Origin of the sequence: Ornithinibacillus sp. FSL M8-0202, from assembly GCF_037975285.1 — a bacterium.
Taxonomy (GTDB): Bacteria; Bacillota; Bacilli; order Bacillales; family Amphibacillaceae; genus Ornithinibacillus; species Ornithinibacillus massiliensis.
In genome coordinates this window covers 3617507-3633792 of the sequence record NZ_CP150248.1, presented here as the reverse complement: position 1 = coordinate 3633792, position 16286 = coordinate 3617507, and the positions used below count along the sequence as shown (strand labels likewise).

The window sequence follows — 16286 nt, the reverse complement described above, 5'->3', positions numbered from 1 at the left end:
TACAAATAACATTGATAGAGTAGAAAGAGTGTATACCATCATTAATTAAGCAACGAGGTTGGGACATAACTAATAGAATTAAATGCGAAACCAATTGATACACGATACTAGCTCCGGAAATATACGTAGACTTCTGCGGAAGTTAGGGCAAGGTTGAGACTCCTAAAGAAGTAGCACGAGGAAGCTAAGGCAGCCAGCAAGCGGTAAATGGACACTGCGAGGTTCTTTCGAGCAGATGCCCCCCTGAACTGGAAGCAATCGCATGTATATTTCCGGAGCGAAGTCCTTGCTCATCATTCGATTTTTCCATTAAGATAAGTTCTTTTGTACCACCCTCGTTTAAAAACCATTCACTCTTCATTTTGATAAAACAGCTTATAGAACGCTCCTTTTTGATTCCATAATTCATCAGGTATTCCCATTTCAATTATCTGACCATTCGCTAACACGATCACTTTATCTGCCATTTTTGCTAATTCATACTCATGTGTACTCGTAATCCTTGTAGTTTTATCCATGTTTTTTAACAACGTATATAGCAATTCTCGATTAGTTTTATCCAGACCGGAAGTTGGTTCATCTAGAATCAGTAAATCTGGGTTTATTAGGATGGAACGTAATAAGGCTATTCTTCTCTTTTGACCACTAGATACATTACGACCATTATCAGATATAATGGTATGTAATTTATGAGGTAAACTTTCCACAACCTCCAAAAGATTGAATGCCTTTAATTTTTCATGTATCTGGTCTTCCTTAAATTCTTGATTAAATGTTATATTTTCTCCTAAAGAAACATTAAATAAATATGGCTCCTGCCATAATACAGCTGTTTGTCCATTATTCTTCCATTCATCATATTTTATGCTTCCCTTTGAAGGTTGATAGACTCCGGAAATTAATTTTAGTAACGTGGATTTACCAGAACCACTTGGACCAACAATTGCGATAAATTCGCCACGCTCTACTTGGAAAGTTATATCGGTTAGTCCTTTCTTTCCATTCTTATAAACAAACTCAAGATCTTTGCATTTAAAACTTGGTGTCGGAGTAACGGTAACCTGGTCAGCTTCCTTATCAAGGAATTCCCACACTCGTGTTGCAGCACCAATCGAATACTGAATCGAACTGTATAAATCCCCCGCACTTCTTACAGGATAGAATAGTAGCTCAATAGTTGCTAAAACCGTAATAAGCTCCGCAACCATTATTTCCCCCTGTAATATAAATATCGAGCCAACCACCATAATAACCATATAAGCTGCCGTTTCAGCTATAGAACCAGAAACTCTTAATAGACTAGTGACTAGATTTTGTCTTAATTCATTTTTCAAAATTCTCTCCGTCGAATTTTGAAATACCCGTTTCCCCCATTGCACTTGCCTTAAACTGATTAAGTCTTGAATTCCGGCAATCATTCCTGTTAACCTTTGAAACATATATGCCTTACTCTGTTGTGTATCAAAACTGATTTTCCGCAGTCTATTTCTTATAAACCATGGAATCGTTAAACAGAAAATTAAAAAAGGGATCATCAGAATGGTTAATTTAGTATTAACATTGCTAATTGCTATCAAGGCACCAATTAATTGCGCGAAGGAATGAACTACTTGTGCCAATACAGTTCCGTATATTTTAGTCCATTCTGGAAGGTCAGACATCACGATAGATTCTATTTTCCCTTGTTTAATACTTTCAATTTCGATGAAAGGTAACGATAAATATTGATTAAATACTTGGTTTCGTAATTCTTTTAATATATTTTGACTGACTATACCACTTAAATACTCCACTAATATGGACAAGCCCCAGGTAAACACCCATGAAATAGCATAGAGAAGGATTAAGTTCCATAATCTTGCTTGATTTGATTGGATAAGACTATCCACGATAAGACCGAGTAATAATGGACGAGTCAGATTTAACAAAGCCGATAGTATACCTGCAAAAACGGATAATATAGTTAAAAATTTCTCATGAACAAGCGGTATTAAAATTCTTTTATAAACCGACATGATGAGCCTCCTTGTTTTTATATTTTCAAACCATGTACAGCTAAACGAGTAGGTATATTTCGATCCAATTAAAAGAACAGCAAAAAGAGATGCCCACCAAAAAGGTGACCATCTCTTTTCTTTGCGTTTTACTAAAGTTAAAATCGTATTTTTTTCATCTCGCTCTTTTCAACATCTATATCTAAATACCCGAATGAATCAAAGCGTTTATATCTTTCTACTGCTAAAATCCCCTTCCAATAGATACTTGCCATTTCAAATTCCTTCGGATAATTCCCCCACTCCCAAGAAATATCCCATGTACCACCTTCAGAAAGCTGGTTTACATAAAACATAAAATTTTGATCAATTAATGATCCAAGTTTACTACATAGCGTATCGGATGGACTTTGTACAAAATCCAATGGTAGTGACTCATAGCCAGTATCCCATTGCGTTACATCTTGATTGATACATTCCAATGCTAAGTCAATTACTTTCTCTTCAACTTGTTCAAAGGAAAACGGTATATGAGATTCAAAGGTAGATAGATGTGGTTTTAATAGCTTGATACACTGTTGGAAATTATTAATTTCGTGCTTGTCCATTTCAGTTTGATTCATTAAATGCGTAACAGCCTTGCCCACTGAATCCCAGCCTATTTTTGAGCCGCTACTCGTTGATTCTGACCAATGTATAAGGGTCGCTGCAAGTTCTACACTCGGGTTAAATGACCAATTATCTTGTACTCCTTCTTCCCAGTGCCACCATGGCGCATGTGGATAATCATTATTTTCTGGTAACACAGATGTCCACTGACCCGATTCTTCATTGTATGTATCAATCAAATAAGAAATAAGTTTCTGAACAATTGGTTCCTCCTTATCTGCACCTATTTCGATTAAAACTTGAGCTGCTGCCCAAGAAGCCATAGGAGAGGACTTCGGTAACCAAAAATCCGGTTCAATCCCATGGCCGAATCCACCATCCTCATTTTGAAATTCCTTGAGACTTTTTAGGACCTTATCCTTACTACCATTACCAAATACATAATCAAAACGGTCGATTTCTAGATCCCTGCAATGACGTAATAAAAATTCTCGCGTACGATTAAATTGTTCGCTAGTTATTTTTTTCAAGGTTTGCCTTCCTTTCCCGTTTTCATGGATTAATTTACCCATATTTTATCATAATATTTATAAAAATATAAAATATCATAAAATTAATCATATAAAAAAATGACCATCGTAAATGATGATCATTCTTCAACTTATTATTTATGAAATATTATGCTCTAGAAACGTATTTACCATCAGAGGTATTGATAATTAGCTTATCGCCTACGTTAATAAAGAATGGAACTTGCACGACTAATCCAGTTTCTACTGTAGCTGGTTTTGAACCACCGCTAGCTGTATCACCTTTAATACCTGGTTCTGTCTCAATTACTTCAAGTTCAACATTGTTTGGTAAATCGATACCTAACATTTGACCTTGATAAGAAATAATCGATACTTCCATATTTTCCTTAATAAATTTTAATTCATACTCAATTTGGTCAGAGCTAAGCTCGATTTGTTCATACGTAGCTGTATCCATAAATGCATGTGAATCACCAGATGCATATAGATATTGCATCTTTTTATGTTCAACATGTGCTTTACCTACTTTTTCTCCAGCACGGAATGTTTTTTCTTGAATGTTACCATTACGAAGGTTACGAAGCTTTGATCTTACAAAAGCTGCACCTTTACCTGGCTTAACATGTTGGAAATCAACAACTTGCCATACATCATTATCTAATTCAATTGTTAATCCTGTCTTAAAATCGTTTACTGAAATCATTCTATTTCCTCCTCATTGAAACACAGCTTATAGCTGAATAAGTTCTTTCGTTGATGTTGTTAAACGTTCATTACCAGTTTCTGTAATGACAATATCATCTTCTATGCGACATCCGCCAATATTTGGAATATAAATACCTGGTTCAACGGTAACAACCATACCGGGTTCTAATTTTAATCCACTACGGAAAGAAAGTCCAGGACCTTCGTGCACTTCTAACCCAATTCCATGTCCAGTAGAATGGCCGAAATAGTCGCCATAGCCTTGTTCTTTAATATAATCTCTTGTTAAAGCATCTGCTTCAATTCCAGTCATACCTGGCTTAATTCCATTCACTCCACGAAGTTGTGCTTCAAGTACAGTGTCGTAAATTTTTCGTAATTCATCACTAATCTCACCAACTGCGACTGTTCTCGTGATATCTGAAACATATCCTTCATATAGAGCCCCGTAGTCTAGTGTTACTAGCTCACCTGCTTGGATTTCTTTAGTAGAAGCAACTCCATGTGGCATAGCGGAACGTAAGCCTGATGCAACAATCGTATCAAAGCTCGATTGTGTAGCGCCTTGTCTACGCATAAAAAATTCAAGCTCATTAGAAACATCAATTTCTTTTACACCTGGTTTAATGTAACCTTGAATATGTTCAAAAGCAGCATCTGCAATTTCTGCCGCCTTCTTTAGAATAGTTAGCTCTTCTGGTGTTTTGAATAAACGAATTTTTTCCACAATTTCACTAGTTGGGACTAATTCAGCATCAATAAGCTCATTATAGCGGTCATATGTAGCATATGTGATATGATTTTTTTCAAAACCTAATCGTTTCACATGTAGTCGTGTTAATTGTGCATTCACTTCTTCTTCAATTAACGTCTTATGCTCGATAATAGTAAAGCCCTTTGCTTGTTCTGCAGCTTGTTCTGTATAACGGAAATCAGTAATAAAGATAGCTTCTTCTGCACTAATAATCGCAATACCAGCAGTACCAGTAAATCCTGTTACATATCGACGGTTAATAGGACTTGTAATCATTAATGCATCAAGATTCAATTCTTGAAGTGATTGTCTAATCTTATTTAATTTTTCCATCTCTTCATCCCTTTCCTTTTTGCTCACCAGCTATAATGAACAAAACCACGTCTCTTTTTAGTAGCTTCGACTTTAACAGTTTACCATAAATAGACAAGTTTGAATATTGATTTTGCTGTGTAATAGGAGTTCCTTAGTTTGATGATGACTTTTGTTCATCATTTGTGTGACTTAACATAGAATCATGATAATCAAACGAAATGGAATAACCGATAAAGGTTCCATATAAGATATACAAACAAATAGTGGAGATAATCGACTTTACTTCCATCTCTTGTACACTTGGAACGTTAGTAAATATAGGCTGTAAAACAAAAAACACAATGAGCCATAGCATAATACCGTATGCCACCCCAACCCATAAGGAGTAGATTTTCCTTAAAAGCCCATAATAAACTAGTGCAACCACAATGGATAAAATGGCTATGATAACTATTGTTACTAATTCCCCTAACCATGTATCTGTCCAATGAGCGGTGGTCCATGGTCGAAGTACATAAGATTTTGCAGAGACCTCCGTAAAATTAAAATAATACATAAACAGTCCTAATAAACTTGCGAGAATCCCACCAATGAAACCAGTAAGTAACGATCTCCCTAGTATGGTTGAAGAATCCTCTTGTTTATTTTGTTCTAATTTTTTATCTTCCACTGTATCCACCTCCAACATTAGTATTACCTATTGGCGAAAATGAATTACATGAAATGCGTTTATGATAAAATGGATACAGCATCATATTTTAAAAGCCTGAATATTTTATGGTAAGAAGGAAACAATTATACTAGAATAAGAAGAACGATTATCTATTAGAATGACGATAATAGGAAACAAATCATATATACATATATAGATGAAAGGAAGATTCATATGAGAAAAAACTCGATGATGAAATATATTATTTACGGAATTGTGGGATTAGCAGTATTTGGACTACTGATGCAGTTATTTCGTAATACGATAGGATTTTTAACTCAATTATTCGTTGCTGCAATCGTTGGATTAGCTCTTTTTGGATTGTTCTACTATTTCATTCTAGGTGGGCGCAACAAATCATCCGATGCTAAGAAATATAAGCAAGCAGTACGACAATCAAAGTCGAAATACACACATCATCAACAAACACCAAATGTAAAGCATTCACAACCGGCTTCATTGAAAAAGAAATCAAAGAAACGACCAGCTCATTTACGCGTGATTGATGGAAATAAATCAAAACGTAAAAAAGCAGGCTTCTAATAAATAGAAGCTTGCTTTTATTAAGCGGGCCAATATTTTAGAAACTTTCTTGCTTCCTCACGCCCGCTCTGCATTAAGCTTTCTTTCACATGTTGATCAATCTTAAAATCAACAGTTTGCACATCTTTTACTGGAATAAAAATGATACTATCTTGTTGTGATTTAGAAATATATCTTGCGTCATGGGCTTGTTTCATAGTGGAAAATAAAGCATGCAGCATATCAAGAGCATTTTTAATTTTTTTGGGGGAGATATGTTGTGGGGAATCACTAAGCTTTAACCCTAATATCGGTCGCATGCGTTTATTCGTTTCACTTTCTAATACCCAAATCGGAAAATTACTTAACAGTCCACCATCAACGATTATGCTTTTTTCCTTATGCTTTCCGGCTATTTTTTTAGGCATAAAAAAGTATGGGAATCCTGCACTCATCCTAACAGCTTTTGCTACAGGAAAATCATTAGGATTAATTCCATACACCCGTTCTAAATCATCTGGTATGACAATTAATTTGCCTAAAGTCAAATCACTAACGACTACCTTTAAATAACCTTCCTTTATATCTCCGAACGTAAAAATTCCCTTTTTTGCCAGGTTGTAGTATATCCATTTTTCAAATTTATCGCCTTTATTAAGACCCATTTGAAAATATAAGAAAAACCACTTACTACCCGGTAATATCTTGGTAAGTCCTGGTGGGTCTAGAAATTCCTCTAAATTCAATTCATCTAATAATGATTCAATTTCACTGACTTTATAGCCTGAAGCGATAAATGCAGCCAAGATTGCTCCTGCGGAAGTTCCAGCAACCCGTTCAAATTCCAGTTCTTTCTCTTGTATACCTTCAAGTGCTCCAATGAAAGCATAGGCTTTCACACCACCACCGGAGAAGACACCGTCTATTTTCATACCCTATCTCCTTCTCGCTTTTTATATAATATGTAAGCAATAAGTGTATGAAATAGAACATTGTCCTTCATAGTTAATCATTATTTCTCTTTTGAATATTTCGTAAATCATCTATTCGCTTTTGATCTTCTTTAAAATATTGTACTAAGTCACCTAATCGATCAATCGAATTCCAGCTTAAATGATGCTCTATTCCTTCTACATCATTGTAGATATTTTCTGCATCTACACCAATGATCTCTAAGAAATTCTCTAATAATTCATGGCGAAACACTAATCGCTCTCCAACTTTCTTACCTTTTTCAGTGAGAACAAAGCCTCTATATTTTTCATACAGTAAATAATCATCTTTATCTAGCTTTTGAACCATCTTGGTAACAGAGGACGGATGAACTTCTAATGTTTCAGCAATATCAGAAACTCTAGCATATCCTTTGGTTTCAATTAAGTTATATATAATTTCAATATAGTCTTCCATACTTGGGGTTGGCATCCAATTCTCCTCGTTTCATCGAATAATTTTTATCTTATGCAACATTGTTTCTATATATTGAGGATACAGGAAAATTGGATGGTGTACAAGCTTTTATGTAAAATCGAATAGTCTCCAGACAGCTCGTAATAACCAGAACAATAAACGAAATGGTAATAAAAGTAAGTCCGGAATCCACCATAATGCATCCATGATTCCATCCCAAAATGTATAGCGTCCTTCCTTCTTTTTTTGATGCCTTTTTGTTTTTGATTTTTTTACTTGCCACCATTCTCTCATTTCTTATCTCTCCGTATTGTAAGTATCGTACGTTTATATGTAATCGTTATTGCGTATGTGCTTCACGATTTTAAACAACTAAATTCGGTGTGTATAGTAGCTTTTAAATACAGGTTGATCAAAATCATCTCATCCCCCACAACGTCTATTCAATTAGAAAATCCCGTTTTAAATATAGGCATAATTAAAACGGGATTTTCTATTTAGATTTTATCACTTTTCTTTATGAACGGTTAAAATAAATCGACTTCCATTCCTCCGTTAATACTTTCAATTCTCCATCGGCAATAAGATACACCTTATCACAAAGCTCTTCTATATCTTCAAAGTGATGACTAGTTAGTAAAATGGTTCTTTCATCCGCTTGGAGTGTTTTAATAATATCCTTGATATCATTATACGTTTTATAATCTAATGCATTGAAAGGTTCATCCAGAATTAGAATGTCTTGTTCTTCCATAATGGCTTGGGCAATCCCAAGCTTTTGCCTCATACCAAGTGAATAATCTTTAACTTTTGTCTTATTATCGGGATTTAATCCAACTAGACTCATTGTTTCTTTTATTTTGTTATCTGATATTTTCCCATTAATAGCAGCTAAGTATTGAAGATTCTTGAAGCCACTATAGATTTCAATGTATCCAGGCGAATTAATAAATACTCCAACATTCTCAGGAAAGTCTACTCCTTCACCTAGTACTTTTCCGCGGATTTTCACTTGTCCATCCATTGGGATCCAGTTCCCTTATAGAACTTAGTAAAAATTGTTGTATTTTATCATCATCTTCTATTATTAAGATTTTTGTCATGTTTAAATACTCCCCTATTTAACCAGCAAATCTTACCCCATTAGTTTATGTAAACACTAATTCTATGATTATAGAATTATAGCGTTTGGAAATCCGTGTACCATTATCCTTATATGTTGAGAAATGTAAAATAACCCCTTACGGCTATCATACCGAAGAGGTTATTTCTTATCAAACTTTATTTCTTACTTATCAAAAACCATTCAAAGCCATCACGATTATAGACCACACTTCAATTGCGCCCCACAGCTTGTACAAGTGTTACAACCACCAATATCCTCGACACTACCTTCACGACAAACTGGACATGTGTCACCTACTTCTGAACCAATCGTAACATCTGTTGATTTAAGCTCTTGGATAGTATCCATTAACACCACTTTTTTAGGTTCAGTAGTTTCCTCGAATAACTCGGTTTGTTCAAAATTATTTTCTTCTGCTTTCAGTGTTAGTACTTGAGAGTCACGGCTTCCATCTACATACACCGTTCCACCTTTAGCACCACCACGATAAAGTCTTCTATAGACACTTTCAACTTGACTTACTGTATACCCTTTAGGTGCATTCACTGTTTTAGAAATTGAACTATCTACCCAGCGTTGAATCACACATTGTGTATCAGCATGAGCCTCTGGCGATAATTCCATAGCAGTTACGAACCAATTAGGTAGGTTATTAGCATCTGCTTCTGGGTTGGCATCTAAATATTCTTGGACGATGTCCGCTTTTACTTCAATAAACTTACCAAGTCTTCCACTTCTGAAATAAGAGAAGGAGAAGTATGGTTCAAGCCCAGTAGAAACCCCCACCATCGTACCAGTACTACCGGTTGGTGCTACCGTTAATAAATGTGAATTTCGAATACCGTACTTCAGAATATCTTGACGAATATCTTCTGGCATTTTCTTCATATAGCCAGTATTGATAAACGCTTCACGAAGGTTCATCGTTTCTTCTTCATTTTCTCCTATTAAGAACGGGAAGCTTCCCTTTTCTTTAGCAAGCTCAATAGACTCACGGTATGCAGTTGTAGCAATTGTTTCAAAAATCTTATCGACTAGTTCATTACCTTCTTTTGAACCATACTCTGTTTCACAATAGATAAGTAAATCGTGTAATCCCATTACACCTAAACCAATTCGGCGTTCTCCTAGAGCTTGTTTTTTATTTTCATCTAGGAAATATGGCGTCGCGTCAATAACGTTGTCTTGCATACGGACTCCGGTTTTTACCGTTTCTTGTAATTTCTTAAAGTCTACCGTTTTAGAATCTTTATTAGCCATTTCACCAAGATTTACCGCTGCTAAGTTACATACAGAGAATGGCGCAAGTGGTTGTTCCCCACAAGGGTTAGTTGCAACTACTTGTTGCCCATATGCTTTGGCATTCGTCATGTCATTGGCATTATCAATAAAGAAAATCCCCGGTTCAGCAGAATACGTAGCACAAATATTAATTAAGTTCCATAGCTCTTTAGCTTTAATTCGACGATATACACGAACACCATAGCCCATTTCTTCCCACTTACGTACATCCCCAACATTGTGCCAGTTTTCATTATAATCTTTCATTTCTTCTTCCGTATAATTTTCCACATCAGGGAATTTTAATTCGTAGAACGTATCGTTCTCAACAGCTTCCATGAACTCCTTCGTAATACATACGGAAATATTAGCTCCAGTTAAGAATTCTGGATTGTGAACAGAGTATGTACCACCTGTTCGAAGCTTTTCTTCTGCTTCTTTTAATACTTGGTTCGTAAATCCGCCTTGTCCTGGAATGCTTTTATAATTAAGAATTCCTTGGTAGAGATCTACTTCTGTTTCGGTTAATGGGGTGAATTTAAGCTTTTCCTGTGCGAGCTTTTTAATTTGTTCATCCTCGGTATTCTCAATCAAATATCGGAGAATTCTAGGATTTTGCATCTTCGAAATAATGAATTCAATAATGTCAGGGTGATTGTCAACTAGCATAATCATTTGAGCACCCCTACGTGATCCACCTTGCTCAACGAGGTGAGTCAATTTAGCAATATCATCCAACCATGATACCGATCCAGATGATTTACCATTAACCCCTCTTGCTAGTGCATTGCGTGGTCGTAATGTCGAGCCGTTCGTTCCGACACCCCCACCTCTACTCATGATTTCCATAACTTGTTTACGGTGTTCTGATATACCTTCGCGAGAGTCTCGAACATATGGCATTACATAACAGTTAAAGTATGTTACTTCTGTATCTGAACCAGCACCGTACAATACTCTTCCTGCAGGGATAAAGTTTAAATTCGCTAGTTCCTTGTAAAATCTTTCAAAGGATTGTTGACGAAGCTCTGCCGTTGGCTCAACACTTGCTAGCCCTGTAGCATTACGCTTAGCAATTTGTTCATAGAACACTTCTAGAGGCTTATCAATACTATCTAGACCTCTCTTTACTACCCCTGTTTGTGCTTCTTCCCCGTCTAATACAGAGGTGTAATCTGGTTCTACCTGGACCAATGCCTCATTGTTTACACGATCAATCGATTTAATAAATCCTAACCCTCTAGCTGGGAATTTGGGATCGGCTTTAACTGTTAAAACGACAAAATCCCCTTCTTTTAATGTCTTTTTTTCTATATCTTTAAAGGAATATCGGTCTAGCATAACAAGTCTAGACACACCTTTATGTAACAATTTCATATCTGGCGTGATTGGGTGTACTTGTGGAAATTGCTTAATATCCTCATTTAGCAAATCCACATTAATGTTCGTTCTTGATTCAACAACCGTAGACATTCTATCTCTCCTTTTGACATAAATGAAATTCTATTAATCTAGAATTTAATTAGTAATACCATACCATATTCAGCAACAAAATTACAATATCTTGTATTTGCATTTTAACACAACACAATATATGGTAAATTGAGCATATTGTATTAAATTTGTCAACAAACAATAAAAAGCAAAAATCTAAGAAAAACAAAGCTATTGCAAGCAATATTTGTGTAAATCTCCATACACTAACATTTTTTCATATTGCATAAAATAATAGGCTTGTGATAGTGATATATTTTCACTATTTTTCGACATAATAAACATGTAAACCTTCATAGAAAAACTTTGAAAAAAACATCGTTTCCGCCTATAATAAGATAGTACACATGGAAAGACGGGGGATTAATAGATGAAGTATCTTTTATTAGCACTAATCATTATTATCGTAATAGCAGTATTTCGTTACTTTAGACAACGTACTTATTTAAAAACGTTAACAGAAGATCAATTCCGTGAAGGCTATCGTAAAGCACAGCTTATAGATGTAAGAGAGCCTCAAGAATTTAAAAATGGACATATTCTAGGTTCTAGAAATATTCCAGTTACGCAAATGAAGCAGCGTTTGATTGAGATTCGTAAAGATAAGCCAGTATACCTATATTGTCAAAGTGGCGCACGATCAGCAAGAGCCGCACAGCTTCTTCATAAAAAGGGCTATGAGCATATCTACCAATTAAAAGGTGGATTTAAAAAATGGACTGGTAAAGTAAAACAAGGATAAATTTTAACTTAATAGGAATAGAATCACAAATAAAGAAGCTTGGGAACTCCAAGCTTCTTTATTTTTTGGCCATCTCATACAAGTGTCAGACAATAGCTTTTAGCTACATTGAAAAAGGCATCACTGAAGTATCTCTCGGTGATGCCTTATACTATTATTTCTCTTTATAATAACGTAGTACTGGTTTTCTTGCTGCTGTTGTTTCATCCATACGCTTTACTACAGTATTATGCGGAGCTTCTTGAACAATCTCAGGATTATTTTCCGCTTCGTCTGCAATTTGTAGCATCGTTTCTATAAATCCATCCAATGTTTCTTTAGACTCTGTTTCTGTAGGCTCTATCATTAAAGCTTCTTCAACATTTAATGGGAAGTAGATGGTTGGCGGATGATAACCAAAGTCTAACAGACGTTTGGCAATATCTAATGTACGTACACCTAGCTTCTTCTGTTTTCTTCCAGAAAGTACAAATTCATGCTTACAATGTTGTGTATATGGTAAATCATAAGCCTTCTCTAATTTACGCATCATATAATTCGCATTTAATACCGCATACTCACTAACCTTCTTAAGACCCTCTCCACCCATCGTACGGATATACGTATAGGCACGAAGATTGATTCCGAAGTTACCATAGTAAGGTTTTACACGACCAATTGACTGTGGTCGATCATACTCGAACGTGAAGAAATCATCTTGCTTTACAATTAAAGGTTTTGGTAAGAAAGGCTCCAGTTCAGCCGATACCCCAACTGGACCTGAACCAGGACCACCACCGCCATGTGGACCAGTGAATGTTTTGTGTAAATTTAGATGTACAACATCAAATCCCATATCTCCAGGACGAGCATAGCCCATAATGGCATTTAAGTTTGCTCCATCATAATAAAGCTTACCCCCTGCTGAATGAACAATCTCAGCCATTTCAAGAATTTCCGTCTCAAATAATCCAAGTGTATTCGGATTTGTTAGCATTAATGCCGCTGTGTCTTCCCCGACTACACGCTTTAAGTCCTCTAAATCAACCAGCCCATTCTCATTTGATTTAACTGTAATCGCATCAAATCCTGCGACAGTTGCCGAAGCTGGATTTGTACCATGTGCTGAGTCTGGAACTATTACCTTTGTACGTTGAAAATCGCCATTAGCTTCATGGAATGCACGAATCATCATTAGCCCTGTCCACTCACCATGTGCACCTGCTGCTGATTGTAGTGATACACCAGCCATACCAGTAATTTCTTTTAATGATTCTTGTAAATCATACATCATCTCCAGGGCACCTTGAACAGTTTTAGGGTCCTGATAAGGGTGAATATGACTGAACCCATCTAATCGTGCAACATCTTCATTAATTTTCGGATTATACTTCATCGTACATGATCCAAGCGGATAAAAGCCAGAATCAACCCCATAATTGCGATTCGATAATCCTGTATAGTGACGAATGATATCTAATTCACTTACTTCAGGTAAATCTGGAGCATCTGCTCTTACATACGTATCCGTTAGTTCCGCTTCTAAATCTACTTCTGGTACATCTATTTCTGGTAAATTATAGCTAACTCTACCTTCTTTACTACGTTCAAAGATTAAGGCAAAATCTTGATTACTCATGGATATCCCCCAATTCTTTTACAAAAGTATCAATTTCTTCTTTTGTACGAATTTCTGTTACAGCAATTAGCATATGACCTTCTAGTTCTGGATAATAAGTTGCTAAATCATAACCACCTATGATTCCCTTTTCGAGTAATTTATCATTCGCATCTTTAACAGAAACTGGAAGCTTCACGATAAATTCATTAAAGAAGGAACCATGACCTACTACTTCAAACCCTGCAATCTCAAGCTGCTTTTTCGCATAACGTGCCTTTTGCATATTAAGCTCTGCCATTTTTCTTATCCCATGCTTACCAATAGAACTCATTGCAACAGCACTTGCAAGCGCATTTAATGCCTGGTTAGAACAAATATTAGAAGTAGCTTTATCACGACGAATATGTTGTTCACGAGCTTGTAAGGTTAATACAAATCCACGGACGCCATTTTCATCCTTTGTTTGTCCTACTAATCGTCCTGGAATTTTACGCATAAGCTTTTCAGTAGTTGCGAAATAACCGCAATGCGGACCGCCAAATTGAGCAGGAATACCAAACACTTGTGTATCGCCAATCACAATATCTGCTCCAAACTTACCAGGAGGTGTTAAATAACCTAATGCTAAAGGATTACTAGATACGATAAACATTGTTTTTGGTTGTGTATCTAATAATGCTCGAACCTCTGCTAAAGGCTCAATTTGTCCGAAAAAGTTCGGGTATTGTAAGACAACACTTGCAGTATGTTCATCTAATTCACTAGCTAATTGCTCTAAATCTGTACGACCATCGCTATGATCAATATATACGATATCCAGATTTTGGCCTTTACCATATGTTTCAATTACCGCTTGAGATTCTGGGTGAATCGCTTTCGATACTAGAACTTTTTTCTTTCGCGTTTGACCAGCACTTAAGTTCACTGCTTCAGCTAAAGAGGTTCCGCCATCGTACATAGATGAATTGGCAACCGGCATCCCGGTAAGCTCTGAAATCATCGTTTGAAATTCAAAAATCGCTTGTAATTCCCCTTGTGAAATTTCTGGCTGATACGGTGTATACGCCGTATAGAATTCTGACCTTGATATAATATGATCCACTACAGAAGGAATAAAGTGATCATATACCCCTGCTCCTAAGAAAGAGGTATACTCCCTTAGGTTATAGTTTTTGTTTGCCATTAGGACAAGTTCTTTTTTTAACTCAGCTTCACTTTTTGGTGTTTTTAAGTTTAATCCATCCTTTAGGCGAACCTTCTCTGGAATATCTGAAAATAATTCATCAGTTGAAGCGACGCCAATCGCACTTAACATTTCTTGTTTATCTGTTTCTGTCATTGGTAAATAACGAAAATCCATTTCCATTCCCCCCTATTAATCTTGCTTTAAGAATTTTCTCGAAATGATTTTTGCCCGTAGTCTACGTTTTCTTACCTGTATTTCTAGTTCCATTCCAGCTTCAGCAAATTCTGACTGCACTAAAGCTAAGCCAATATTTTTTTGTAGTGTAGGAGATTGTGTACCAGAGGTGACAACACCTACTTCTTCCTCTCCGTGAAACACTTCATATCCATGACGTGGGATACCTTTATCGATCATTTCTATACCAACTATTTTCCGTTTAGTTCCATGTTCTACTTGCTCTTTTAACACCGATTTTCCAATAAAGTCAGCTTCTTTATTGACTTTAACTGCAAAACCTAAACCAGCTTCTATCGGTGTAATAGTAGAAGAGAGCTCCTGTCCATATAATGGGAGGTTAGCTTCAAATCGAAGTGTATCCCTTGCTCCAAGACCAACCGGTAAAATTCCTATTTCTTTTCCAGCCTCAAGTAGTACATTCCATAATTTTGGACCATCTGCACTAGCAATATATAATTCAAATCCATCCTCACCAGTGTAGCCTGTTCTCGAAACTAAAACTGGGGTTTGTACTCCTTTAATGGCTACTTCCTTCTCAAATCGAAAGAATTTAATCTCGCTTACGTTTGTACTTGTAACAGATTGTAAGATTTCTTCCGCCTTTGGACCTTGTAATGCTAGTTGTGCATATTCAGCGGAAACATTTTTAATGGTAACGTCTTCTTCTGTAAATTGATTATTCTTAACCATCCATTCATAATCTTTTTCAGTATTTGCCGCATTTACAACGACTAAGTATTCATTATTATTGATCATATAAATTAGAAAATCATCAACAGTGCCACCATCTTCATAACACATGAGTGCATATTGTGCTTTATTTGGCACTAATTTGGATACATCATTTGTCGTAACGTATTGTAAAAAGTCAAGCGCTTTCGGACCTGTTACTAAAATTTCACCCATATGGGATACATCAAATAAACCTGCTTTCTTTCTTGTCGCCTCATGCTCTTCTTTGATGCTGGAGAATTGGACTGGTAAATCCCATCCACCAAAGTCAATTGTCTTTGCCCCAAGCTTTGCATACTCAGGAAAAATTGGGGTTCTTTTCAGTTCACTCACA

The 16286-nt window shown here is 36.1% G+C and carries 15 protein-coding genes; 2 read left to right on the top strand and 13 right to left on the bottom strand.

The window, feature by feature from the left end; translation table 11 throughout:
- Nucleotides 1-350: 350 nt before the first annotated feature.
- The 5 genes from MKY78_RS18345 to MKY78_RS18325 all read right to left on the bottom strand — a co-directional run bounded on the left by MKY78_RS18345 (nucleotide 351) and on the right by MKY78_RS18325 (nucleotide 5580).
- Nucleotides 351-2015 (bottom strand): ABC transporter ATP-binding protein, encoded by a 1665-nt coding sequence (locus MKY78_RS18345; RefSeq protein ID WP_339214708.1) that lies wholly within the window; start codon nucleotides 2013-2015, stop codon nucleotides 351-353.
- Nucleotides 2016-2152: 137 nt separating this feature from the next.
- Nucleotides 2153-3133 (bottom strand): hypothetical protein, encoded by a 981-nt coding sequence (locus MKY78_RS18340; protein WP_339214707.1) that lies wholly within the window; start codon nucleotides 3131-3133, stop codon nucleotides 2153-2155.
- A 148-nt stretch (nucleotides 3134-3281) separates the two neighbouring features.
- A complete protein-coding gene (gene efp, locus MKY78_RS18335) occupies nucleotides 3282-3839 on the bottom strand; it encodes an elongation factor P (protein ID WP_186869888.1) in 558 nt (185 codons plus the stop codon).
- A 27-nt stretch (nucleotides 3840-3866) separates the two neighbouring features.
- Entirely contained in the window at nucleotides 3867-4928 is a 1062-nt protein-coding gene (locus MKY78_RS18330; protein ID WP_339214706.1) for a Xaa-Pro peptidase family protein, read from the bottom strand.
- Nucleotides 4929-5061: 133 nt separating this feature from the next.
- Nucleotides 5062-5580 (bottom strand): YqhR family membrane protein, encoded by a 519-nt coding sequence (locus tag MKY78_RS18325; RefSeq protein ID WP_339214705.1) that lies wholly within the window; start codon nucleotides 5578-5580, stop codon nucleotides 5062-5064.
- A gap of 231 nt (nucleotides 5581-5811) precedes the next feature.
- Here MKY78_RS18325 and MKY78_RS18320 point away from each other — a divergent pair, with 231 nt between their 5' ends.
- Nucleotides 5812-6165 (top strand): SA1362 family protein, encoded by a 354-nt coding sequence (locus MKY78_RS18320; RefSeq protein ID WP_339214703.1) that lies wholly within the window; start codon nucleotides 5812-5814, stop codon nucleotides 6163-6165.
- Nucleotides 6166-6185: 20 nt separating this feature from the next.
- Here MKY78_RS18320 and MKY78_RS18315 read toward each other — a convergent pair whose 3' ends face one another.
- The 5 genes from MKY78_RS18315 to MKY78_RS18295 all read right to left on the bottom strand — a co-directional run bounded on the left by MKY78_RS18315 (nucleotide 6186) and on the right by MKY78_RS18295 (nucleotide 11434).
- A complete protein-coding gene (locus tag MKY78_RS18315) occupies nucleotides 6186-7076 on the bottom strand; it encodes a patatin-like phospholipase family protein (RefSeq protein WP_339214701.1) in 891 nt (296 codons plus the stop codon).
- A gap of 73 nt (nucleotides 7077-7149) precedes the next feature.
- Nucleotides 7150-7569, bottom strand: coding sequence for a transcriptional regulator MntR (gene mntR / locus MKY78_RS18310; RefSeq protein ID WP_339214699.1), 420 nt, complete (start codon nucleotides 7567-7569; stop codon nucleotides 7150-7152).
- A 93-nt stretch (nucleotides 7570-7662) separates the two neighbouring features.
- Nucleotides 7663-7848 carry a hypothetical protein gene (locus MKY78_RS18305; RefSeq protein ID WP_339214697.1) on the bottom strand — a complete coding sequence of 62 codons (186 nt, stop codon included), beginning with the start codon at nucleotides 7846-7848 and terminating at the stop codon, nucleotides 7663-7665.
- Between the two features lie 223 nt (nucleotides 7849-8071).
- Nucleotides 8072-8578, bottom strand: coding sequence for an ABC transporter ATP-binding protein (locus MKY78_RS18300; RefSeq protein WP_339214695.1), 507 nt, complete (start codon nucleotides 8576-8578; stop codon nucleotides 8072-8074).
- A gap of 297 nt (nucleotides 8579-8875) precedes the next feature.
- On the bottom strand, nucleotides 8876-11434 hold the full coding sequence (locus tag MKY78_RS18295; protein ID WP_339214693.1) for a vitamin B12-dependent ribonucleotide reductase: 2559 nt from the start codon (nucleotides 11432-11434) through the stop codon (nucleotides 8876-8878).
- A 391-nt stretch (nucleotides 11435-11825) separates the two neighbouring features.
- Here MKY78_RS18295 and MKY78_RS18290 point away from each other — a divergent pair, with 391 nt between their 5' ends.
- Nucleotides 11826-12197, top strand: coding sequence for a rhodanese-like domain-containing protein (locus MKY78_RS18290; protein WP_186869895.1), 372 nt, complete (start codon nucleotides 11826-11828; stop codon nucleotides 12195-12197).
- A gap of 154 nt (nucleotides 12198-12351) precedes the next feature.
- Here MKY78_RS18290 and gcvPB read toward each other — a convergent pair whose 3' ends face one another.
- Genes gcvPB through gcvT form a run of 3 tightly spaced genes read right to left on the bottom strand, consistent with a single transcriptional unit; the run spans nucleotide 12352 to nucleotide 16285 of the window.
- Complete coding sequence (gene gcvPB, locus MKY78_RS18285) at nucleotides 12352-13815, bottom strand: aminomethyl-transferring glycine dehydrogenase subunit GcvPB (protein ID WP_339214691.1); 1464 nt, start codon at nucleotides 13813-13815, stop codon at nucleotides 12352-12354.
- Nucleotides 13808-15157, bottom strand: coding sequence for an aminomethyl-transferring glycine dehydrogenase subunit GcvPA (gcvPA, locus tag MKY78_RS18280; protein ID WP_339214689.1), 1350 nt, complete (start codon nucleotides 15155-15157; stop codon nucleotides 13808-13810). Before gcvPA ends, gcvPB begins: the two co-directional genes overlap by 8 nt.
- A 15-nt stretch (nucleotides 15158-15172) precedes the next feature.
- Nucleotides 15173-16285, bottom strand: a complete 1113-nt coding sequence (gene gcvT, locus MKY78_RS18275; protein WP_339214687.1) for a glycine cleavage system aminomethyltransferase GcvT — start codon at nucleotides 16283-16285, stop codon at nucleotides 15173-15175.
- Between the last annotated feature and the right edge of the window lies 1 nt (nucleotide 16286).

Excerpts from the sequence above, each read along its gene's own strand:
- MKY78_RS18315 (WP_339214701.1), bottom strand. The coding sequence starts at position 7,076 with ATGAAAATAGACGGTGTCTTCTCCGGTGGTGGTGTGAAAGCCTATGCT.
- gcvPB (WP_339214691.1), bottom strand. The coding sequence starts at position 13,815 with ATGAGTAATCAAGATTTTGCCTTAATCTTTGAACGTAGTAAAGAAGGT.
- MKY78_RS18320 (WP_339214703.1), top strand. The coding sequence starts at position 5,812 with ATGATGAAATATATTATTTACGGAATTGTGGGATTAGCAGTATTTGGA.
- efp (WP_186869888.1), bottom strand. The coding sequence starts at position 3,839 with ATGATTTCAGTAAACGATTTTAAGACAGGATTAACAATTGAATTAGAT.
- MKY78_RS18305 (WP_339214697.1), bottom strand. The coding sequence starts at position 7,848 with ATGAGAGAATGGTGGCAAGTAAAAAAATCAAAAACAAAAAGGCATCAA.
- MKY78_RS18295 (WP_339214693.1), bottom strand. The coding sequence starts at position 11,434 with ATGTCTACGGTTGTTGAATCAAGAACGAACATTAATGTGGATTTGCTA.
- mntR (WP_339214699.1), bottom strand. The coding sequence starts at position 7,569 with ATGCCAACCCCAAGTATGGAAGACTATATTGAAATTATATATAACTTA.
- MKY78_RS18330 (WP_339214706.1), bottom strand. The coding sequence starts at position 4,928 with ATGGAAAAATTAAATAAGATTAGACAATCACTTCAAGAATTGAATCTT.
- MKY78_RS18300 (WP_339214695.1), bottom strand. The coding sequence starts at position 8,578 with ATGGATGGACAAGTGAAAATCCGCGGAAAAGTACTAGGTGAAGGAGTA.
- gcvPA (WP_339214689.1), bottom strand. The coding sequence starts at position 15,157 with ATGGATTTTCGTTATTTACCAATGACAGAAACAGATAAACAAGAAATG.
- MKY78_RS18345 (WP_339214708.1), bottom strand. The coding sequence starts at position 2,015 with ATGTCGGTTTATAAAAGAATTTTAATACCGCTTGTTCATGAGAAATTT.
- MKY78_RS18290 (WP_186869895.1), top strand. The coding sequence starts at position 11,826 with ATGAAGTATCTTTTATTAGCACTAATCATTATTATCGTAATAGCAGTA.